Raw genomic sequence first — 20,927 nt, 5'->3', positions numbered from 1 at the left:
AACCACGCAGAGAACCCCGCAGAGAACCCCGCAGAGAAAGAGAATCCAGGCGATGAACAAGATCAGAATTCTGGGGGGCGTCGCGGCGCTCTCCCTCACCCTCGCCGCATGCGGCGCCTCGACAGACTCCGACTCCGCCCAGTCAGGTAGATCCGGAAAGCTGAGAATCAAGTTCGTCATCAACGGAAACCTCGGCGACCGTTCCTTCTTCGACTCGGCGTACGCAGGCCTGAAGAAGACGGAGAAGGACCTCGGTTACAGCCTGAAGGTCGTCGAGCTGGGCAGCGACCGCACCAAGTGGTCCTCCGGCTTCGAGGACGCCGCCGCGGGCGACGACTACGACGTGCTCGCCGCGGGCACCGTCGACACCGTCGGCTTCGTCTCCGAACTGGCCCCGGAATACCCGGACAAGAAGTTCTGGCTCTTCGACGGCTCCGTCGACTACACGGGCAGGAGCGGCTGCTCCAACAAGTGCGCGAACGTCTACTCGGTCACCTTCAAGCAGAACGAGGCCGCTTATCTCGCCGGATTCCTCGCCGACAAACTCGTCGCCGCCAAGTCCCTTCCCGGCAGCACCGGAAACGGAAAGGTGGGCGTGATCGGCGGAGTGAAAATACCGGTCATCGAGGACTTCGTCGTCGGCTTCGAGGCAGGCTTCAAGGCGGCGGGCGGAAATCCGTCCTCCGGTGTCCTCGTGCAGTACGTCGGCGGCGACAATCCGTTCGGCGACCCGGCGAAGGGCAAGCAGATCGCCTCGGCGATGTACGGGCAGGGAGCCGAACTGGTGTGGCCCGTCGCCGGATCCTCCGGGCTCGGGGTGTTCGAGTCGGCCGTCGCCGCCAAGCGGTACGCCTTCGGCGTCGACTCCGACCAGTACAAGACGCTCACCGACGCCGACCAGCGGGAGACCGTCGTCACCTCTGTCCTCAAGAACGCCGGCAACGCCCTGTACCTGGCGGCGAAGGCGAACAAGGCCGGCACGCTCGCCTACGGGAAGCCCGCCGCCGTGGGCCTCGCCGAGGACGGCGTGGGTTACGTGGACAACGCGAACTTCGACAAGCTCGTCCCCGCCGCCGTACGCGCCGAACTCGAGGCGCAGGCCGCGAAGGTCAAGTCCGGTGCTGTCAAGGTCCCTTCGGCCTTCTGACCTCCGAGGAACACTGGTGGAACCCATCGAGGAAACCGACGCGACCGTGCACAAGGCCGCGGAACAGGCCCCGCCCGCCCTGGCGGCCACAGGGCTGGGCAAGACCTACCCCAACGGCACCCGCGCCGTGAACGACGTCGACCTGTCGGTGCCCGCCGGCGAGATCAGGGCGATCGTCGGGCAGAACGGCGCCGGCAAGTCCACCCTGATGAAGCTGCTGTACGGACTCGAACAGCCGTCGGCCGGGCATCTCAGCGTTCATGGCAGGCGGGTCAGGTTCTCCAGGCCGCAGGACGCCATCGCCCTCGGTGTGGGAATGGTCCACCAGAACCTCATGCTGGTGCCGTCGTTCACCATCGCCGAGAACGTCGTCCTCGGCGTCGAGCCGGGCCGGCCGGGCCGCGTCGACCGCGTGGCCGCCGCCGAACGCACCGCCGCACTGGCCGAGGAGGCGGGGCTCGCCGTCGACCCGGAGGCCAGGGTCGACGCGGTGTCCGTGGGGATGCGCCAGCGCGCCGAGATCCTCAAGGCCCTGCACCGCGGCGCCCGCATCCTGATCCTCGACGAGCCCACCGCCGTGCTCACCCCCCAGGAGACCACCGACCTGTTCACCGCGGTCCGCAGGCTGCGCGACTCGGGCATGACCGTGCTGTTCATCTCGCACAAGCTCAAGGAGGTACGGGAGATCAGCGACCGCGTCACCGTCATGCGCGCCGGGTCGATGATCGCGACCGTCGGCACCGAGGAGGCGACGCCCGCGCAGCTCGCGTCCATGATGGTCGGCCGGGACATGTCCCTCGACGTGAGCAAGCCTCCGGCGCGGCCCGGAGCGGGAGTGCTGCGGGTGCGGGAACTCTTCGGCCCGTCGGTGCACGGCGTGTCCCTCGACATCGCGGCCGGTGAGATCGTCGGCCTCGCGGGCGTCGAGGGCAACGGCCAGACCGAACTCGTCGAACTGCTCGCCGGACTGCGCCGCCCCACCGCCGGATCGGTCACCGTGGACGACGCCGAGGTCACCCACCTCGACGCGGCGGGCCACCGCCGGGCCGGCATCGCCCACGTACCCGAGGACCGGCTGTCCAACGGGGCGGCCCTGGACCGCTCCATCGCCGACAACCTGATCGTCGACCGGCACGACCGGCCCCCCGTCGCCCGCCACGGCTTCCTGCGCACCCACCGCATACGCGAGCTGGCCGAGGACCTGATCGGCCGCTACGAGATCCGCGCCCCGCATCCCGACGCGACGGCCGGGGCGCTGTCCGGCGGCAATCTGCAAAAGGTCGTCGTCGCCCGCGAACTGTCCGCCCGGCCCCGTCTCCTGCTCGCCGCCCAGCTGACCCGGGGCGTCGACATCGGTGCCATGCAGTTCATGTACGAGCGGCTCGTCGAGGCCCGTGACGCGGGCGCGGCGGTGCTGCTGGTCTCCGCCGACCTCGGTGAACTGCTCGCGCTCTCCGACCGGTTGCTGGTGATCAAGGACGGTCGTCTCGTCGCCCGCTTCGACGACCCGGCCGGGCTCACCGAGGAGGCCACCGGCCTGTACATGCTCGGTGTGGAGCGGCATCCGGACGAGCGGATCACGGCAGGTGTCCGATGACCTCGACCGTGAAACCGGAACCGGAAGCGGAAGCGCAGGGGCGGCCCGAGACGCGGGGACGCCGGGAGTTCCTGGCCACCCGACGCCGTACGGCGGTCGTCGAGCTGACGATGACGGTGCTGACCGTCGCCGTCGCGGTCCTCATCGCCTTCCTGGTGGTCCTGGCCACCGGCAAGGACGCCACCGGCGCGCTGAACGCCCTGCTCACCGGCCCGCTGGAGCGCACCCCCCGGATCGGCCGCTGGCTCGCCGACGCCACCACCCTGGCGCTGCTCGGCCTGTCCGTCTCGATCCCCTTCCGGGCCCGGCAGATCAGCCTCGGTGCGGAGGGCCAGGTGTACGCCGGCGCCCTGGCGAGCGCCCTGGTGGCGATCAACCTTCACCTGCCGCCCGTCGCCGCCGTCCTGGTGCCGCTCGGCGTCGCCGCGCTCGCGGGGGGCGCGCTGGGCGCGGTCCCGGGGGTGATGAAGGCCCGCCTCGGCGCCAACGAGATCGTGGCCACCCTGATGTTGAACGCCGTCGTCGTGCGGGTCTTCGACTACCTCCTCACCGACCACATCAAGGCGCCCGACAGCAGCGCCGTGCAGTCCGCCCCGGTGCGGCCCGACTCGGCGCTGCCGCTGCTCTCGGACTTCTTCGGCGTCCCCCTGGACCACGCGAACATCGGTCTCTTCGGCATGCTCGCGGTGGCCGCGGCCGTCTGGTTCCTGCTCGCCAGGACACCGCTCGGCTACCGCATCCGGATCACCGGCTCCAACCCGGACTTCGCCCGGTACGGCGGCATCGACGTACCGCGCACCATCGAGTGGAGCTTCGTCATCGGCGGCGCGCTGGCCGGACTGGCCGGGGCGCACCTCGCCCTCGGAATCTACGGCGGGCTCCAGCCCGACATGGCCGGCGGCCTGGCCTTCGAGGGCATCGTCGTCGCCCTGCTGGGCCGCAACAACCCGGTCGGCGTGGTCGCCGCCGCGCTCCTCTACTCGTATCTGCGCGTCGGGGGCGATGTGATGGAGCAGCAGACCGACGTCGGATCCGAGGCCGTGACCATCATCCAGGCGGTCATCGTGCTGCTCGTGACCGCCCGGGCGCTGCCCGAACTCGTCAAGCGGTACCTCGCCCGAAGGGAGGCCCGCTGATGGGCCCCGTCCTCGACGTCGTGCTCAGCACCGGATTCCTCGCGGCGATCCTCGGGGTGTCCACGCCGTACGTCCTCGCCGCCCTCGGCGGACTGCTGGCCGAGCGGGCCGGAGTGCCCAACATCGCCCTGGAGGGCTCGATGCTGTCCGCCGCCTGCACGGGTGCGCTGGTCGCCGGGTACAGCGGCTCGGTGTGGGCGGGAGCCGTCTGCGGGATCGCCGTCGGCGCACTCCTCGCCCTGCTGCTCGGCGTGCTGCACCTGTACCTCGGCGCGGATGCCATCATCGCGGGCATCGGCCTCAACCTCCTGGCGGCGGGCGCGACCGCGTACACCGTGTACGCGCTCCTCGGTGACAAGGGCGGGACCAGCCGGCTGCACAGCGGGGCGCTGCCCTCGGTCCGGCTGCCCCTGGTCGAGGACGTTCCCGGTCTCGGCGCGGTGCTCAGCGGGCAGAACGTGCTGACCTGGGCCGCCCTCGCCGCCGCCCCCGTGGTCGCCTGGCTGCTGTACCGGGCCCGGTTCGGCTTCCATCTGCGCGCCGTCGGCGAGCATCCCGAGGCAGCACGCTCGGTCGGCATCCACGTCCACCGGGTCCAGTTCCGCGCCCTCGCACTCAGCGGCGCACTGGCCGGGGCGGCCGGAGTGTTCCTGAGCATGGGCGCCGTGTCCTTCTTCGTCACCGGCATGACCGCAGGGCGCGGCTATATCGCCCTGGCCGCCGTCTTCCTCGGCGCCCTGCGCCCCTGGGGCGTCTTCCTCGCCGCCCTCGGCTTCGGCACCGCCGAGGCCCTCGCCGTCCAGCTCGGCAACCTCGCCGTCCCGTCCCAGCTGGTCTCCGCGATCCCGTACGGCTTCACCCTGCTGGCACTCGCGTTCTTCGCCTGGCGCCGCCGTCGCGCGTCACGTACCGCTCCGGCATCACCTCCCGGCCTGCCCACCTTGGAGACCCCATGAGCATCCGCGCCGTCCGCGCCGTCCGCGCCGTCCGCGCCCGCATCATCGCCACCGTCGTCCTCGCCGCACTCCCCGCCCTCGTCGGCACCCCGGCCGCCGCCCAGGGCAGCGGCATACGGTTGGACTTCCTCGGCGAGCGGGAACTGCCGAACGCGATGCCCTTCCAGGGCACCACCGTCGGCGGGTTGTCCGCCATCAGCTACGACGCGAGGACCGGCACGTACTACGTGATCAGCGACGACCGGTCGCAGACCGGCCCCGCCCGCCTCTACACCGCTCACGTCGACTTCGCCGACGGCACCCTCAAGGGCGTCGAACTCACCGGCACCCACCCCTGGCTTCGCCCGGACGGCACCGCCTTCCCGCCCACCTCGACCACCACCTCCACCGTCGCACCCGACCCGGAGGGCCTCGCCGTCGACCCGCACGACGGCAGCCTGGCCTGGACGAGCGAGGGCGAACGCATCGTCCCGTCCGACGGCCCGGCCCTCCTCGGCGACCCCTGGATCCGCCGCGCCACCACGACCGGCGCCTACACCGGACAGCTCCCGCTGCCACCGCAACTGCACATGAATTCCCAGGAGTTCGGCCCCCGCAAGAACCAGACCCTCGAAGGAGTCACCTTCACCCCGGACGGACGGCGGATCGTCACAGCCATGGAGGACCCCCTCTACCAGGACGGCGACGACCCCACCCCCGAGCACGGCGCGCTCACCCGCATCACCGTCCACGACGCACGCACCGGACAGCCGCTGGCCCAGTACGCCTACCCCCTGGAACCACTGTTCGCCGCGCCCCCGGCGGGCAGCACGGACACCAACGGCGTCAGCGACATCGTGGCCCTCGGCCATGACCGCTTCCTGCTCCTGGAGCGCGCCTCGATCTACGCCGACAACAACTGGAAAGCCCGGATCTACCTGGTCGACCTTCACGGCGCCACCGACGTCCTCGGCCGCGACTCCCTCACCGACCCGTCCGCGCGGCCCGTCCGGCCGGCCCGCAAGACGCTCGTGACCGACCTGTCCGACGTACCCGGGCTGCCCCGAGTCGACAACGTCGAGGGCATCACCCTCGGCCCGCGCCTCCCCGACGGCCGCCGCACCGTCGTCCTGGTCTCCGACGACAACTTCGCCGCCCGCCAGGTGACCCAGTTCATCGCCTTCGCGACCCACGGGATCTGAGGTTCCCGTCGTCACGGCGGAGATCGTGCGGGCAGGTTCACCCTGAATGTTCATCGGTTGCGGTGCTCACCGGTGCGCGGTCGCCGATCCGGCACCCGAGTTCTCGGTCGATGTCGACCTCGCCAGGTCCGCAGCAGACGGTTCGAGTGACCCCTCAGGACCGTTTCCCCCGCCGCCTACGGCCGGCCGACGAGTTCAGCCCTGGGGCCGGTCACGCCGTGACGGGGCCGGGCCGCTGCTCTCTCGCACGATCAGCTCCGGCTCGGCCCACAGGGGCAGGGCCGGGGCGGTATCGGGCTCGAGGAGCCGGTGGAGCAGGCCGAAGCACCCCCGGCCGAGGCCTTCGAAGTCGAGGCGGACGGTGGTCAGGGCGGGGTGTGCGTAGGCGGCATGAGGGGCGTCGTCGAAGCCCACCACGCTCAGGTCGCCCGGCACGTCACGGCCCGCCTCCCTGGCCGCGCGGAGTACGCCGAGTGCCAGGTCGTCGTTGCCGCAGAGCACGGCCGTGACCGACGGGTCGACCAGCAGCGAGCGGGCGATGAGGTAGCCGGAGCGAGGGCTCCAACCGGCGTCGAGCGGTTCCGGTAGGGGCTTGTCGGCCGCCCGCAGGGCGTCGCGCCAGCCCTGGGTGCGCTGGCCGATGCGGGTGACGGAGGATGGGATCGCCAGGTAGTGCACGGTCTCGTGGCCGAGGCCGATGAGATGACGGGTGGCCTGAGCTGCGGCCGCCCGGTCGTCCAGCCAGAGCTGGGGCCGGTCGCCTGGGCTGCCGTCCTCGGGCCGTTCCACCGCCGCCGCTGCCGGGAACCCGGTCGGCAGTGCCTGCCATGCCCGTACGCCCGCCGCGTCGAAGGCGATCACCAGCACCGCCTCCCCTGGCCGGCTGACCCGGGCCGCGACATCCGCGGGCTGCTGGGCCGAGCCGGTGTCGAGCACGCTGATCCCCACCGCGAAGTCAGCCGCCCTGGCCGCCTCTTCGATGCCCTTCAGAGTCGCCGAGGCACCGTACAAGGATGTGTCGGAGGTCAGCACGGTCACCGAGCGCACCGCACCGCCGGCCAGTGCCCTGGCCATCCGGTTGGGCGTGTAGCCCATCTCGGCGATGACGTCCAGGACCCGGGCCCGGGTCGAGTCTTTGACCCGGGGGTGGCCGTTGACTACTCGGGAGACCGTCTGGTGGGACACGCCCGCCTCCTTGGCGACGTCCCGGATGCTGACGGACTTCGGAGCCTGCGGTCCCCCGCCGGAGCGGGGGGCGGGGGTCGCTTCCTGCATGGTGGGGACGGCTCCTCGTCGGTACTGGCCAGGCGTGACGGCGGCGTTGGACCAGGTGTTCCCCCTGTCCGCGGCCTCCTTCAAGGCCTGCTGGCAGAACCAGACCTGGCTGAAGGGATCGAGCGCCTTCACCCTGTGCGTGGACGAGGAGATGGTCAGCGGGTAGCCGGTCGTGGTGTCTTCGGCGCGCTTGGAGAAAGCGCGGACGTCCACTCCCTGCTTCTGCCACTGGGCCACGAAGTTACCGTTCAGGGTCGGGATCGACAGCCATACCGTACCCGCAGCGGTGATGATCTTCTTCGACAGCTCAGAGCCGAGCCACCCGACCAGCCCTCATGCCTCCTTCGGAGGCCTGCTCCCGGAGTGCAGCGCATCGCTGAGACCCCGTTGTCCGCAGGTCCGAGGCCACCGTCGGCGCGCCCTGGAAGCTTCCCGACCGCCGTCGCCTGACGGGAAGCCAGAAGAAAAGTTCCACGCGGAGTATTGCGAGGGCCAAATGTTACCGTTCACACTGCTCCCTGCGTCACCGACGCGTTAACGCCCGGTGTCGGGCGCCTGCAGAGGTCCCCTTCCAAGTGTCCGCCCTGTAGCTACTCCTGGTGCAAGCCCTGCCGCACCTCCCCTGCCACACCATCTACCGCTGAGTTCTATGGAGCCAGAAAATGTGAACGGTAACATTTTTCGGCTCATAGAGGGCGGCCCGGCCTCACCGACCGGTACCTGTTCCGTCCAGCCTGATGGCCGAACCGGTGAACGCGAGGAGTCGGTTTCGCGCGTGCGCGGAGTGCGTGCGCGGAGTGCGTGCGCCCTGACTGCGCCTGAGGACGGCGGCACCCGCCATCGGGCGATCTTCACATTCTCATCTGTTCAACCTCTTGGCCCGCACCTGAAACAGGTGCTGCCCATACGTCCATACCTGCTGCCATTCATTCGTATGAGGAAAGGGTTGATCCCATGTCATCAGGGAGAACCGCCGTGCCCCGCTGGACAAGACGTATCGCCGTCCAGGCGTCGGTCCTCGGCCTGGCTCTCGCCGGGCTGGTGGTCATGGGCGGGAGCCGGATACCGTCGGCCGACCTCGGCCGGACCGAGCCGGTCGCGGTGACCACCAATCAGGTCGCAGTCCCGCCGGCGCCGATGGGCTGGGCCTCCTGGAACAGCTTCGCCAGCAGCATCGACTACAACACCATCAAGGCCCAGGCCGACGCGCTTGTCTCGTCCGGCATGGCTGCCGCCGGCTACAACTACGTCAATATCGACGACGGCTGGTGGCAGGGCGGCCGCGACAGCAACGGCAAGATCGTCACCAACGAGAGCCTGTTCCCCGGCGGCATGAAGGCCATGGCCGACTACATCCACAGCAAGGGCCTGAAGGCGGGCATCTACACCGACGCGGGCAAGCAGGGCTGCGGCTACTACTTCCCCACGACCAAACCTGCGGCGCCCAACACCGGCAGTGAGGGCCACTACCAGCAGGACATGCAGACGTTCCAGGAGTGGGGCTACGACTTCGTCAAAATCGACTGGTGCGGTGGCAACGCCGAGGGCCTCGACCAGGAGACCACCTACAAGGCGATCAGTGCCGCCAACGACGCCGCGGCCGCGATCACCGGCCACAAGCTGGTCCTGTCGTTCTGCGAGTGGGGCACCGGCAACCCCTGGAACTGGGGCGCGGGCACCGCCCCCATGTGGCGCACCAGCACCGACATCATCTTCTGGGGCAGCAGCCCGTCCACGGCCAACATGCTGGCCAACTTCGACAAGACGCTGCATCCCTCGTCCCAGCACACCGGGTACTACAACGACCCCGACATGCTGATGGTCGGAATGAACGGCTTCACCGCCGCCCAGAACCGCACGCACATGAGCCTGTGGGCGATCTCCGGCGCTCCGCTGGTGGCCGGCAACAACCTCACCACCATGAGCTCCACCACCGCGTCGATCCTCGACAACCCCGAGGTCATCGCCATCGACCAGGACGCCCGCGGCCTCCAGGGCGTCAAGGTCGCCGAGGACACGAAGGGCCTGCAGGTCTACAGCAAGGTCCTGTCGGGCACCGGCAAGCGCGCCGTTCTGCTGCTCAACCGCACATCCTCCGCCGCCGACATCACCGCCCGCTGGGCCGACATGGGCCTGACCACGGCCTCCGCCTCCGTGCGCAACGTATGGACGGCGACGAACGCGGGCAGCTCCGCGACGAGCTACACCGTCGGCGTCCCGGCCGGCGAAGCGGTGCTGCTCACCGTCTCCGGTACCGAGGCCTCCGGCACCACCTACGAGGCGGAGTCCTCGTCCAACACCCTTGCCGGTACCGCCGCGACCGCCTCCTGCGCGAACTGCTCCAACGGCTCGCTGGTCGACTGGATCGGCAACGGCTCCGCCAACACCCTGACGTTCAACAACATCAACGCCTCGGCCTCCGGCGTGAAGCTCGCCACCATCGCCTACGTGAACGGCGACAGCACCGCCCGTAAGACGACGCTCCAGGTCAACGGCCAGCAGCCCACGGTCGTCTCGTTCCCGCCGACCGGGTCCTGGACCACTCCAGGCACCGTCTCCGTACTGGTCGGTATCGCCAAGGGCTCCAACACCATGAAGTTCTCCAACAGCGGCGGCTGGTCGCCCAACCTCGACGCCGTCCTCCTTCAGGGCATCGCGGGCACCAACGGCAACGCGATCATCGGAGCCGGCTCCAACCGCTGCCTCGACATCGCCAAGAATTCGATCACCAACGGCACCCAGCTCACCTTCTGGGACTGCGTCGGCGGACACAACCAGACCTTCACGTCCACGTCGCGCGGCGAGCTCGTGGTCTACGGCAACAAGTGCCTCGACGCCGACAACAGCGGCACCACCAACGGTACGAAGGTCATCATCTGGGACTGCACCGACGGCACAAACCAGAAGTGGACCGTCAACGCCAACGGCACCATCACCAACAACCAGTCCGGGCTCTGCCTCGACGCCGTCAGCAACGGCACCGCCAACGGGACCAAGATCGACCTGTGGACGTGCAACAGCGGGACCAACCAGAAGTGGACGCTCAACTGACGGATTGACGCCGCCGTTCGTCCCGATCGGCGGACGGATCCTCCGGTCCGTCCGCCGATTCGTTTGCGCGACATCACTGCCCGACCGGGTCGGTCACCACCTGCACGTCCACCCCCGTGCCGGTGGTGCTTGTGGGAAAAGTCGGTCCGGCCGCCGCCGACCCAGTCGCATTCCGTGGGGGTGCCGTCGATCAGGACTTGGCCGGGAACGACGGAGCTACGCGGACACCGCGAGCACGTGCTTGCCCACGACGCCGCCGCGCTCGAACGCCTCGTGCGCCGCGGCGACGTCCGCGAGCGGGTACACGCTGTGGACCACCGGGCGCAGCGCACCCGACGTGACGTGGTCGGCCAGGTCGCGCAGCACGGCGGTGTCCGGGTTGGCGCTGAAGGTGCGGATGCGGCGGGAGCCGTACACGCTGGACGCGGCGATCGCGGCCAGAGCCGACGCCGACAGTCCCACAGTGACCATCCGGCCCCCTTTGGCCAACCGGCTCCGGTAGCAGTTCAGTTCCGAGCCGACCGCGTCCACGATGACGTCGAAGGGTCCGATCCGGTCCGAGGTGGTGGAGCCGTAGTCGAGGACTTCGTCGGCACCGAGGTCCGTGAGCAGTCGGGCGTGGCGGTCGCGGGCCAGCGCGGTGACGTGGCCGCCCATCGCGTGCGCCAGTTGCACGGCGGCTGTACCGACTCCGCCTGCCGCGCCCCGTACGAGGACCCGTTCCCCGCCCGTGAGGTGCACGCTGTCGCGCAGCGCGATCAGCGCCGTGGCGCCCGCCACGACCAGGGAGGCCGCATCGACCGGCGAGACGCCCGCCGGGGCGGGCGCGATCCGGTCCGTGGAGACGACGACGTACTCGGCCGCCCCCGCGGTGGTGTGCCGCTGACGGGGATGCACCATGCCCCACACCCGGTCCCCGGCCCGGTAGCCCTCGACATCGGCGCCGGTCTCGACGACGACGCCCGCGAAGTCCAGCCCCGCACCGATCGGGAAGCGGCGCCCCGACACCATCTTCAGCTCCCCTGCGCGGACGATCACGTCGTGTCCGTTCACGCTGGACGCCTCGACCGCCACCAGGACCTCGCCGACACCGGGAGCGGGGCGGTCGACCTCGTTGATCCGCAGGACGTCCGGCGCACCGTAACTCGTGATCTGAGCGGCCTTCATGACGCTGTCCTTCCGTGGTCGGCTGGTGTGGAACCGATGCTGGTCCACGCTCGCGACATCACGGTCGTTCGCCTTTTCCTGGGTCTGGCAGACCCACCCTCCCGAGCGGCGCCCGAGGCATACTGACGCCGTGACCGACGCCCCCCTCTCACTGACCGACGACCCCCGACGCGAACTCGCCGAATTCCTGCGGACCCGCCGGACCCGGCTGCGGCCGGAGGACGTCGGCCTCGAACCCGGTCCGAGGCGGCGCGTCGCCGGGCTGCGGCGTGAGGAACTGGCCCTGCTGGCGGGGGTGAGTTCGGACTACTACCAGCGCATGGAGCAGGGACGCGACGTGCGGCCCTCCGAACAGGTCCTGGACGCCCTCGCGCGCGCCCTCAACTTCTCCACCGAGGAGCGTCGGCACCTGCACAGCCTCGCCGCCGCCGCGCGCACACCGGCCCGCGCCCCGCGCCGGTACGAAGCGGAGGAAGTACCGGACACCACACAGCGGTTGCTGCGCACCATGTCCTCGCCCGCGCTGGTCGTGGGCCGCTACCTCGACGTACTGACGTGGAGCCCGCTGGCCGGCGCGCTGCTGGGCGAGTTCACCCGGCTCCCGGTGACGGAACGGAACTTGCTGTCGCTCCTGCTCCACCCGGAGGCCGACCAGACCTGCCCCGAGCAGGCCGCCACCGTCGCCGAGCTGACCGCGATGCTGCGCGCACAGGTCGCCGCCGATCCGGGGCATCCGCGCGCCGTGGAGCTGGTCGGCGAACTCGCGGTCCGAAGCGACGAGTTCGCGACACTGTGGGCCCGCCACGACGTGGTCGAGACGACGCGCGGCCGGATGCGCGTCAACCACCCCCTGGTCGGGGAGCTGAACCTGGACTGGGACGCCTACCCGCTGCCGGGCACGCCCGGCCCGATGCTGATCGTCTACACCGCCGTCGAGGGCGGCCCCGACGCCGAGCGGCTCCAACTGCTCGCCAGCCTGCTCAACGCCCGCTGACCCCACGCAGAATGGGACCTACCGAAAGACAGCCCCCATCGTCACGGTGCCGGGGCACTTTCCTACGCCATCGACCTGAGAAGCCGTTGTCGTACCGGGCGGGATCGCTGGATTCTGCTGGTCGGGCATGAACCCCGTGTCGCCGGGCGAGAGATGGGCCGTTCCGTCGCTCCTGGTTGATGCGGAGGTCTTCGATGGCTTTGGTCATGGGCTTGCTGGAGGCATCCGGTTCGGGCGAAGGCTGCGGTGACCGGGTCGGTGATGCCGCCCTGGCGGGAGGGCCTCCACACCGGAGGCGGCCACCATCCCTCGCAGGGGCATGGAGGCCCGTGGCTGGATGGCCGATCGGACCGGGAGTCCGGCCGGTCGGCCGTCGCGGTGTCGCGGGAGGCGTGCCTAGCGTCGTTGTCACCAGGCCACCGCACTGTGAGGGGAACACTGATGGGGCAGCAAGAGATGACCGGAGCCCACGCCGACGGCGGCACGGCAGTGATCGGGGCGGCCACGGAGTTCGAGCAGGACGTCATGGACCTGCTCGTGGAGACACTGCGCCGAGCGGTCAGGCGCGAGTTGTCGGCCGTGGGGACGGACACCCTGCTGGGGGAACTCGTGCTGGGGGACACGGACGCCGGTGAGGCGATGTCCCCTGGGATGCGGAAGGCCGGTTCGCTCAGTGGTCTGATCGCCGGCCGGGCGGGCCTCGGCTGGGTGAGCGACGACGAGGCGCGGGGCGTGCCGGTCGCGGCCGGTGTCGATGAGGGAGCCCGTCAGGAAGCCGGTCAGAAGGATGAGGATGAGGTCGATGCCGCCTGGCGTGAGGCCCGGTGGCGCTACGGCCTCGGTGTGCGCGGATCGGCCCCGGAGAGTGGCCGGGTGCCGCCCGGGATGACCGGAGCGCTGCGCGCGTGTCTGCTGCTCGCGCTCAGGTCGGCCCGGGCCGAGGGGTCGATCTCGGTGCGCTGTCGGCATGTCGCCCGTGCCCTGCTGGAACTGCCGGACAGCAGGGCACGGGAGGCCATGGTGCTGGAGAGGCTGGATCTCTCCGCCGCGGCGAACGCGTTGGACTCGTTGGACGCGAGCGCCTCGGCGCGGACCGAGGGACCGGAATCCCGCGGCGTCACCCTTCTTCGACGAGCCGGAACGCTGGGCAAGAGCGGTAACCCTCTGACCCGGGCGCTGACTTCGTGGACCTCCGGAGGCCCCGTGAACGGCTCACCGGTTCTGTTCGCGGTGTCCGTCGAGGCCACGCGGCAGGCGGTACGGAGCGGGCGCGCCGCCGTGGAGCCGGTGGATCTTCTGCTCGGGATACTGGCCTTGGACCGGGCCCTGTTCGTCGCCGGACGCTCGCTTCCCACGAGTCTGGCGAAGGCCAACTCCGCTCCTGCCCTGATGCGTCGGCACGGAGTACGGCAGTTTTCCCTGGTCTCTTCGGTTTCGACGGCCGCATCGGCTTCCGTGGTCACTTCGGCTTCGGCGATCCCGTCCGCCGCTGTTCCCGACAGCGGCAAGGTGCGGCTGTCGGCCGCCGCCGACCGGGTCATGGCAGTGGCGCGGCTGTCCGCCGCCGAGCACGGTTCGCCCACGGTCGGCACGGTCCACCTGCTGTCCGCGCTGCTCGACGAGTCGGCGACGGACACGGACGCCGGTGCCATGGTCGTACGACTGCTGGCCGCCGACCAGGTGGATGTGGCCGCGTTGCGGGCGGAGTCGGGCCTCAGGCTGGGCGCATGACATCCGGGGTCCGCCGAGCGATGACCGCCGTAGTCGCTACCGTCCCTCCCGCGGGATCCACTGTGCCGGGGCAAAGGGAGATCATGAGTCAGGCGTCCGAAGACACACAGCCATCGAGCCCGTCCGCACGGCTGAGGCACACGTTGACCGGCGTGCCACGGTGGCTGCGCCATGAGGTGGCCGAGAGCTGGGCCGCGGTGCGTGCCGCCGAACGCCGTACGGTCGTCGTCGAGTCACTCGTCTGCGCCCTGACGGCGGCATTCTGTCTGACACCGCTGCTGCTGGCGCCCCCGCATCGGCCGGCGTCGGCCGTTCTGGAGGCGTTGTGGGCGACCCTGCTCGTGCCGGCTCGACGCGGCCGGCCGATCGCCGCGATCCTGGGGTCCGCTCCGCTGGTCGTGGGTGACAACGTGTGGACCCTGGCGGTGGTGCCGCTTGTCGTACTGTCCGCCACCCGTCGTGTCGCGCCGCCGCGGCGGGCGTGGCAGTTCGTCGGAGTGGCCTGCGCCGCCGTCGTTGTCCTGACCGTCGCCCGTGCCCTGGTCCGGCCCGAGGACCTGCCGTCGGAGCTGGCCGGCAACGCGGTCTCGGCGGTTCTGCTGCTTCTGTTTCCCGCCCTGGCAGGAACCTTGTGGGGGCGGCGGCGCCCCCTGGTCAGCCTGCTGCGAGAACGCAACGCCTTTCTGGAACAGGCCCGCACGCTGACCGCCGCGACAGCCCGGATGGAGGAACGGACTCGGATCGCGGGAGAGATGCACGATCTCCTGGGCCACCGGCTGAGCCTGATCTCGGTGCACGCCGGGGCGCTGGAACTCGCTGCCGCGCGGCAGGCACCCGCCCTCGTCGGGCAGGCCGAGCTGCTGCGCACGACCGCCGGTACGGCCATGGGGGAACTGCGCGAGATCCTCGGCGTCCTGCGGTACGCGGACATGACGGACCCGATGGGCAGGACCGGAGACGAGAAGGGAACGCGTGAGGACATCACCGCTCTGGTGACGCAATCCCGGCAGACAGGCAGCATCGTCGAGCTGGACTGGTCCGTTCCCGACACAGCCGAGGTGGGGCTCCGTGCGCGTCAGGCGATCCACCGAGTGGTCCGGGAAGGGCTGACGAACGTGCTGAAGCACGCGTCCGGCGCGCCCACCAGGGTGCTGGTCAGGGGGGACACGGACAACGGGATCGAGGTGTCCGTCACCAACGAGGCACCCCGCGCGGCGGGCCGCTCCCAGGGGGGTAACCACAGCGGGTTGGCCGGCTGCCGGGAGCGGATCTCGTTGCTCGGCGGCACGTTCGAGGCGGGCGCCTTGCCGAGCGGTGGCTTCCGCATGGCGGCGTGGCTGCCGACTCGCGACAGCGGCCCCCTGGAACTCTCCGCGCTCCCGGGTGCCGCAGGCCGGGGTTTTCTCGAACCTCTTCCGGACGCGGACCGCCTCCAGTTCGACGGCATCGAACCGAGAGGGGCGCGTGCCCCGCTGCCGGACGAGATCCTGACCTGGCCGCGAGTCCTGGGATCGGGCTGCCTGGCCCTGCTCGTGGTCCTGCCGACGGTCGCCTTCCTGATCGTGCTGCTGGCGAACGCAGCCCTGAGATGAACGACCCTAAGATGAGCTGATGATCCGAGTCCTGGTCGCCGACGACGAGGCGCTGATGCGCGCGGGAATCCGGCTGATCCTGGAGAACGCCGAGGACATCGAGGTGGTCGCCGAGGCGGGCGACGGTCGGGAGGCCGCCGCGGCGTGCCGCGCACAGGAGATCGATGTGGCCCTGCTCGACATCCAGATGCCGTCCAGGGACGGAATCGCCGCCGCCGAGGACATCGCCCGGCTCTCGCCCCGCACCTGTGTCGTGATGCTGACGGCGTTCGGCGAGGAGGCGAGCGTGACGCGCGCCCTGCGGGCCGGGGCGAGTGGTTTCCTCCTCAAGGACACCGGTCCCGCCGACCTGATCCGCGCCGTGCAACTCGCCGCGAGGGGTGAACCGGTACTGGCCCCCCGGATCACCCAGCAGTTGCTGGAACGGCACGTGCGGTCCGGCCGGGACACCGAGGCCGCCCTGCGCAGGACCGCGGAACTGACCCCGGCCGAACGGGATGTCCTGCGGCTGCTCGGGACGGGCCTGTCCAACGCGGAGATCGCCGATCAGCTGTATCTGAGCGCCGGCACGGTCAAGGCGCACATCAGCCGGATCCTCACCCGCACCGGCTGCGCCAACCGCGTACAGGCCGCCGTCCTCGCGCACGACGCCGGGCTGTTCGACGACCGTTGAGCCGGCCCGTCGTCGGCCGACTCGATCAGCCGTTGATCGGACACTCCCTCCACCAGGCCTTGGCGGGCGAACGGCAACCGGGCGGTACCGCGCGCCCGAGACACCGTCGGCGGGACACGACTGCGCCGTCCCGGCCCCTGTACGGCCCCCGGGTCTTGGCATCGGCCCTCAGGGCAGCCACCCGGACGCCGAACGACAACCTGGACGACATGACGGTTCCGACACCTCAGGTGTTGTCCGCGCCCCAGGCTGCGGCGCCGCGGGAGGTCAGTCCGGTCTCGTACGCGAAGACCACCGCTTGGGCCCGGCTGTTCAGCGTGAGCTTGCTCATGCAGCGGTGGACGTGTGTCTTGATGGTCGCCGTGCTGAGCACGAGTCGCTGGGCGATGTCGGAGTTGGACATGCCCGCCCCGACCAGCCCGAGGACCTCCAATTCCCTGGGGGTCAGCGTGTCCAGCCCGAAGTGCGGCTCGGGCGCGGCCGGGCGGGGGGTATAGGTCTCGATGAGCCCTTTGATCACTGAGGCGCTGAACAGCATGTCGCCGGCGTGCACGGTGTCGATGGCGGCGAGCAGCCGGTCCGGTGGGGTGTCTTTGAGCAGGAAGCCGCAGGCGCCGACCTTCAGCGCGCCGTAGACGTACTCGTCGAGGTCGAAGGTGGTCAGGACGAGGATCTTGGGGGGCGGGGGCGCAGCCTGGGCAAGGATGCGCTCGGTGGCGGTGATCCCGCTGATGCCCGGCATCCGAATGTCCATCAGGATGACGTCGGGTCTGGTCTGCGTGGCGATCTCGATGGCCTCCTCGCCGTCCCGCGCCTCGCCGATGACCTCGATTCCCGGTGCGGCCCGCAGGAGTGCGACGAGTCCCGAGCGGATGAGGATCTGGTCGTCTGCGACGAGCACTGTGGGCATGCGCGGTTTCCGCCTTCCTCGCGGCTGCCCGGCCGGGAGCCGAGACGCTTGTTCACCTGTCGCGGGGCACGGGGACGGTCAGTGCGACTTCGAACCCGCCCTGCGGGCCGGGGCCGGCGGTCACCGTCCCGCCGTAGATACCGGCCCGCTCGCGCATGCCGATCAAACCATGGGCAGCGGGCCCCGCGGTGGTGTCGGCCAGAACTGGTTCCTGTCCGTCATCGGCCACCCGGACGCGGACCGCGGCCTCGTCGAAGTGCACCGAGACGCTCGCGCTCGCAGCCGGCGCGTGCTTCATGACGTTGGTGAGAGCTTCCTGGATCACTCGGTAGACGCACAGGTCGACGCCCGGCGCCAGCGCGAACGGGGCACCCGTGATCCGGACGTCGACGGGGACGCCCGCGGCGGTGACGCGCCGGGCCAGCTGGTCCAGCCGCCCGAGTCCGGGGGTCGCGGTGTGGTCGCCCGCTCCTTCCTCCTCCTGGGCACGCGCGGTCCCTTCCCTGAGCACGACCAGCATGCGGCGCATCTCCGCCATGGCCTCGTGCGCGCTGCCCTCGATGGTTTCCAGCGCCGTGCGGGCGGTCTTCGGATCGGAGGTGAACACGTATCCGGCCAGGCCGGTCTGCACGGAGATCGCAGACACGTGGTGGGCGACCACGTCGTGCAGTTCACGGGCTATGCTCATGCGCTCGGCCATGACGGCCTGCTGTGCCTTCTCCTCCTGCTCCAGGCGCAGTTGCTCGCTGAGCACCGCGAGGCGCTCGCCGCGCTCCGCGAGCCGGCGGGACCGGTCGCCGGTCACCCACAGGACGGCGACCGTCACGGTCACGAAGACCACACTGAGCGGGCCGATCCCGGGCTCGGCCAGCCGCGTGCCCCACAGCAGCACGAGCAGCGACCCCGCGGCGCACCGCGCAGCGACCCTGCGCGGGCACTGCGCCGCGACGGTGTAGAACGCCAGGCCCAGTCCGCAGACGACGACCACGTGGTAGTAGCCCAGGGTCATATAGCACAGCGTGCAGGCCGCCGTGCTGACGAGCACCGTCAGGGGAGCCCGGCGGCGCACGGCCAGCGGAAGATAGACCAGGGCGACCAGCACGTAGGCCCATACGTCGGTTTGCCGCCAATAGCCCTGCGAGTTCGGCCAGTTGCGCAACATGGTGCCCATGATGCCGAGCGACACCACCGCGTAGACGATGTCTGCCACCTGCGGGAAGGCCTGGCGAACCGCCCCGCCCCACGTGCGCTGCGCGAACATCGTCCGAGCGTAGGCCCCAAGCGACCGCTCCACCCGGCTTTCCACCACGGAGACGCTTGTTCACCTGCCGCGTGGCACGGGGACGGTCAGTGCGACTTCGAACCCGCCCTGCGGGCCGGGGCCGGCGGTCACCGTGCCGCCGTAGATACCGGCCCGCTCGCGCATGCCGATCAAACCATGGCCGGCGGGCCCCGCGGTGGTGCCGACGCGAATTGCCTCCTGTCCGTCATCGGCCACCCGGACGCGGACCGCGGCCTCGTCGAAGTGCACCGAGACGCTCGCATTCGCAGCCGGCGCGTGCTTCATGACGTTGGTGAGAGCTTCCTGAATGACCCGGTAGACGCACAGGTCGACGCCCGGCGGCAGCGCGAACGGGGCACCCGTGATCCGGACGTCGACGGCGACACCCGCGGCTTCGACGCGCCGGGCCAGCTGGTCCAGCCGCCCGAGTCCGGGGGCCGCGGTGTGGTCGCCCGCTCCTTCCTCGTGCTGGGCACGCTCGGGCCCTTCCCTGAGCACGACCAGCATGCGGCGCATTTCCGCCATGGCCTCGTGCGCGCTGCCCGCGATGATCGCCAGCGCCTCGCGGGCCGTCCTCGGATCGGAGGTGAAGACGTATCCGGCCAGGCCGGTCTGCACAGAGATCACGGACACGTGGTGGGCGATCACGTCGTGCAGTTCACGGGCTATCTTCATGCGCTCGGCCATGACGGCCCGCTTCGCCTTCTCCTCCTGCTCCAGGCGCAGTTGCTCGCTGAGCACCGCGAGGCGCTCGCCGCGCTCCGCGAGCCGGCGGGACCGGTCGCCGGTCACCCAGGCGACGGCGACCATCACGATCACGAAGGCCACACTGAACGGGCCGCCCCCGGGCTCGGCGAGCCGCGCCCCCCACAGCAGCACGAGCAGCGATGCGGCGGCGCACCGCGCAGCGACCCTGCGCGGGCACTGCGCCGCGACGGTGTAGAGCGCCAGGCCCAGTCCGCTGACAACGACCACGTGGTAGTAGGCCAGGGTGAAGTAACACAGCACGCAGGCCGCCGTGCCGATGAGCACGGTCAGGGGAGCCCGGCGGCGCACGGCCAGCGGAAGATAGACCAGGGCGATCAGCACATAGGCCCAAACATCGGTGTGCCGCCAATAGCCATGCGGGTCGGGCAGGTTGCGCAGCGCGGTGCTCGACATCCAGACCGACACCACCGCGTAGACGATGTCCGCCACCTGTGGGAAGGCCCGGCGAACCGCCCCGCTCCACATGCGCTGCGCGAACATCGTCCGAGCGTAGGCCCCAAGCGACCGCTCCACCCGGCTTTCCACCACAGCTACACCCCACGTTGTACACCGCCGACCACCCTGGTTGCAGGCGCGGTTCAACCCACGGTTGGGCGAAACGGAACAGCCCATCCAGCTAGCTTTCCCCTACCGGCGCCACCACGGCATCGCAGCTCCCCACCATGTGGTGAAACGCGATCGGCCGCGTGGTCCGCAACACCGAGGGAAGGAAACTCGAAGTGTCCAGATCGAAGATCCGAACGACGGCCGCGGTGACCGGCTGCGTGATCGCCCTGGGCGGTTTCGCCACAGCCGCTCCGGCTTCCGCAGCGCCGTCGGCGCCGCACGGCGCGCGGGCCGGCGTTGTGCAGGCAGCAATCGCCCCGTCCTTCACCGGACGAAGCGATTACTGCGACAGCTACGTGTGCGGAAGCGGCACGTTCACCGACTCCAACTCCAAAAGAAACCTCACCGGTGCCATGTCGGTGAGATTCCCCTGCAACAAGGGTGTGACCAGCGCGCGTATCCGCCTCGTCACCAATGCGCCCACCGGCAAGCGGTACGGCGCATGGCACACGACCCAATCGTGCGGCCAGTACGCGCTCTTCGGAAATCTCGCATGGACCCAGAGCGAACCGATCTACGCCTGGGCCATTGAGGAGAACCGAAGCGGCGGCGGTCTCGCAACCGGGTCCTGGGTCTTCCTCTAAACGTCACGGGGGAAGTCCAAGCGGGGCCTTCCCCCGTGATCTGTGCGGTTCAGGCGTGAGCGGGGGGCAGACACCTCACGATGCCGACGCGTCAAGCTGCGGCCTCGAGTTCGGTGGGGAACGCAGTGCGTTCGTCGAACGCGTCAGGGCAGGCCCAGAGACGGCGAAAGGGAAGCACGACTCCACGTCTGGGTGCCGTCACGGCCACGCAGGAACGGGAGTTCAGCGATCTCCTCGCCGCATCACCACATTGGTCGGTCGCACATTCGGACCACAT

At 70.2% G+C, this 20,927-nt stretch carries 16 protein-coding genes and 1 pseudogene; 11 read left to right on the top strand and 6 right to left on the bottom strand.

Annotated features, from left to right (window positions below):
- Positions 1 to 52: 52 nt before the first annotated feature.
- The 5 genes from ACIPFH_RS03215 to ACIPFH_RS03195 are packed head-to-tail and all read left to right on the top strand — an operon-like array spanning position 53 to position 6,017.
- Entirely contained in the window at positions 53 to 1,147 is a 1,095-nt protein-coding gene (locus tag ACIPFH_RS03215; protein WP_401822532.1) for a BMP family protein, read from the top strand.
- 16 nt (positions 1,148 to 1,163) lie between these two features.
- Positions 1,164 to 2,744, top strand: a complete 1,581-nt coding sequence (locus tag ACIPFH_RS03210) for an ABC transporter ATP-binding protein (protein ID WP_401822529.1) — start codon at positions 1,164 to 1,166, stop codon at positions 2,742 to 2,744.
- Positions 2,741 to 3,880 (top strand): ABC transporter permease, encoded by a 1,140-nt coding sequence (locus tag ACIPFH_RS03205; protein WP_401822527.1) that lies wholly within the window; start codon positions 2,741 to 2,743, stop codon positions 3,878 to 3,880. The genes ACIPFH_RS03210 and ACIPFH_RS03205 overlap by 4 nt, the downstream gene beginning before the upstream one ends.
- Complete coding sequence (locus tag ACIPFH_RS03200) at positions 3,880 to 4,836, top strand: ABC transporter permease (RefSeq protein WP_401822524.1); 957 nt, start codon at positions 3,880 to 3,882, stop codon at positions 4,834 to 4,836. Before ACIPFH_RS03205 ends, ACIPFH_RS03200 begins: the two co-directional genes overlap by 1 nt.
- Positions 4,833 to 6,017, top strand: a complete 1,185-nt coding sequence (locus ACIPFH_RS03195) for an esterase-like activity of phytase family protein (RefSeq protein WP_401822521.1) — start codon at positions 4,833 to 4,835, stop codon at positions 6,015 to 6,017. The genes ACIPFH_RS03200 and ACIPFH_RS03195 overlap by 4 nt, the downstream gene beginning before the upstream one ends.
- 195 nt (positions 6,018 to 6,212) lie before the next feature.
- On the opposite strand, the gene ACIPFH_RS03190 is transcribed toward ACIPFH_RS03195, so the two are convergent.
- Positions 6,213 to 7,292, bottom strand: a complete 1,080-nt coding sequence (locus ACIPFH_RS03190; RefSeq protein ID WP_401823719.1) for a LacI family DNA-binding transcriptional regulator — start codon at positions 7,290 to 7,292, stop codon at positions 6,213 to 6,215.
- A gap of 954 nt (positions 7,293 to 8,246) precedes the next feature.
- Between ACIPFH_RS03190 and ACIPFH_RS03185 the strand changes: the two genes are divergently transcribed.
- Positions 8,247 to 10,343 carry an RICIN domain-containing protein gene (locus tag ACIPFH_RS03185; protein ID WP_401822519.1) on the top strand — a complete coding sequence of 699 codons (2,097 nt, stop codon included), beginning with the start codon at positions 8,247 to 8,249 and terminating at the stop codon, positions 10,341 to 10,343.
- Between the two features lie 76 nt (positions 10,344 to 10,419).
- Here the strand turns inward: ACIPFH_RS03185 and ACIPFH_RS03180 are convergent.
- Both ACIPFH_RS03180 and ACIPFH_RS03175 read right to left on the bottom strand, forming a co-directional pair.
- Positions 10,420 to 10,549 (bottom strand): annotated as a pseudogene (locus tag ACIPFH_RS03180) (IS5/IS1182 family transposase); the annotation flags it as partial.
- Between the two features lie 10 nt (positions 10,550 to 10,559).
- Positions 10,560 to 11,510: an NADP-dependent oxidoreductase gene (locus ACIPFH_RS03175; RefSeq protein ID WP_401822517.1), complete on the bottom strand. Its 951-nt coding sequence runs from the start codon at positions 11,508 to 11,510 to the stop codon at positions 10,560 to 10,562.
- Between the two features lie 130 nt (positions 11,511 to 11,640).
- Here ACIPFH_RS03175 and ACIPFH_RS03170 point away from each other — a divergent pair, with 130 nt between their 5' ends.
- From ACIPFH_RS03170 to ACIPFH_RS03155, 4 genes are all read left to right on the top strand, one after another.
- Complete coding sequence (locus tag ACIPFH_RS03170; RefSeq protein ID WP_401822514.1) at positions 11,641 to 12,504, top strand: helix-turn-helix transcriptional regulator; 864 nt, start codon at positions 11,641 to 11,643, stop codon at positions 12,502 to 12,504.
- 441 nt (positions 12,505 to 12,945) lie between these two features.
- Positions 12,946 to 14,235, top strand: a complete 1,290-nt coding sequence (locus tag ACIPFH_RS03165) for a hypothetical protein (RefSeq protein WP_401822512.1) — start codon at positions 12,946 to 12,948, stop codon at positions 14,233 to 14,235.
- 152 nt (positions 14,236 to 14,387) lie between these two features.
- Positions 14,388 to 15,827 carry a sensor histidine kinase gene (locus tag ACIPFH_RS03160; protein ID WP_401822509.1) on the top strand — a complete coding sequence of 480 codons (1,440 nt, stop codon included), beginning with the start codon at positions 14,388 to 14,390 and terminating at the stop codon, positions 15,825 to 15,827.
- Positions 15,828 to 15,846: 19 nt separating this feature from the next.
- Positions 15,847 to 16,500 (top strand): response regulator, encoded by a 654-nt coding sequence (locus ACIPFH_RS03155; protein ID WP_401822506.1) that lies wholly within the window; start codon positions 15,847 to 15,849, stop codon positions 16,498 to 16,500.
- Between the two features lie 226 nt (positions 16,501 to 16,726).
- Here ACIPFH_RS03155 and ACIPFH_RS03150 read toward each other — a convergent pair whose 3' ends face one another.
- From ACIPFH_RS03150 to ACIPFH_RS03140, 3 genes are read right to left on the bottom strand one after another with little or no spacing between them, the layout of a single operon-like run.
- The gene (locus tag ACIPFH_RS03150) at positions 16,727 to 17,410 is read right to left on the bottom strand and encodes a response regulator (RefSeq protein ID WP_401822504.1); all 684 of its coding nucleotides are present in this window, start codon (positions 17,408 to 17,410) and stop codon (positions 16,727 to 16,729) included.
- A 52-nt stretch (positions 17,411 to 17,462) separates the two neighbouring features.
- A complete protein-coding gene (locus ACIPFH_RS03145; protein WP_401822501.1) occupies positions 17,463 to 18,671 on the bottom strand; it encodes a sensor histidine kinase in 1,209 nt (402 codons plus the stop codon).
- A 60-nt stretch (positions 18,672 to 18,731) separates the two neighbouring features.
- Positions 18,732 to 19,940 carry a sensor histidine kinase gene (locus ACIPFH_RS03140; protein WP_401822498.1) on the bottom strand — a complete coding sequence of 403 codons (1,209 nt, stop codon included), beginning with the start codon at positions 19,938 to 19,940 and terminating at the stop codon, positions 18,732 to 18,734.
- 206 nt (positions 19,941 to 20,146) lie between these two features.
- Here ACIPFH_RS03140 and ACIPFH_RS03135 point away from each other — a divergent pair, with 206 nt between their 5' ends.
- Positions 20,147 to 20,650 carry a hypothetical protein gene (locus tag ACIPFH_RS03135; protein WP_401822495.1) on the top strand — a complete coding sequence of 168 codons (504 nt, stop codon included), beginning with the start codon at positions 20,147 to 20,149 and terminating at the stop codon, positions 20,648 to 20,650.
- Positions 20,651 to 20,927: the final 277 nt, after the last annotated feature.

The organism is Streptomyces sp. NPDC088157, from assembly GCF_044741545.1.
GTDB lineage: Bacteria > Actinomycetota > Actinomycetes > Streptomycetales > Streptomycetaceae > Streptomyces.
The sequence above is the reverse complement of the archived record's forward strand: the minus strand, read 5'-3'. Positions and strand labels throughout refer to the sequence as shown.

Bases quoted from the DNA above. Each gene is read 5' to 3' on its own strand.
- ACIPFH_RS03215 (WP_401822532.1), top strand. From the start codon at position 53: ATGAACAAGATCAGAATTCTGGGGGGCGTCGCGGCGCTCTCCCTCACC.
- ACIPFH_RS03145 (WP_401822501.1), bottom strand. From the start codon at position 18,671: ATGTTCGCGCAGCGCACGTGGGGCGGGGCGGTTCGCCAGGCCTTCCCG.
- ACIPFH_RS03150 (WP_401822504.1), bottom strand. From the start codon at position 17,410: ATGCCCACAGTGCTCGTCGCAGACGACCAGATCCTCATCCGCTCGGGA.
- ACIPFH_RS03140 (WP_401822498.1), bottom strand. From the start codon at position 19,940: ATGTTCGCGCAGCGCATGTGGAGCGGGGCGGTTCGCCGGGCCTTCCCA.
- ACIPFH_RS03175 (WP_401822517.1), bottom strand. From the start codon at position 11,510: ATGAAGGCCGCTCAGATCACGAGTTACGGTGCGCCGGACGTCCTGCGG.
- ACIPFH_RS03155 (WP_401822506.1), top strand. From the start codon at position 15,847: ATGATCCGAGTCCTGGTCGCCGACGACGAGGCGCTGATGCGCGCGGGA.
- ACIPFH_RS03165 (WP_401822512.1), top strand. From the start codon at position 12,946: ATGGGGCAGCAAGAGATGACCGGAGCCCACGCCGACGGCGGCACGGCA.
- ACIPFH_RS03200 (WP_401822524.1), top strand. From the start codon at position 3,880: ATGGGCCCCGTCCTCGACGTCGTGCTCAGCACCGGATTCCTCGCGGCG.
- ACIPFH_RS03205 (WP_401822527.1), top strand. From the start codon at position 2,741: ATGACCTCGACCGTGAAACCGGAACCGGAAGCGGAAGCGCAGGGGCGG.
- ACIPFH_RS03190 (WP_401823719.1), bottom strand. From the start codon at position 7,292: ATGCAGGAAGCGACCCCCGCCCCCCGCTCCGGCGGGGGACCGCAGGCT.
- ACIPFH_RS03195 (WP_401822521.1), top strand. From the start codon at position 4,833: ATGAGCATCCGCGCCGTCCGCGCCGTCCGCGCCGTCCGCGCCCGCATC.
- ACIPFH_RS03185 (WP_401822519.1), top strand. From the start codon at position 8,247: ATGTCATCAGGGAGAACCGCCGTGCCCCGCTGGACAAGACGTATCGCC.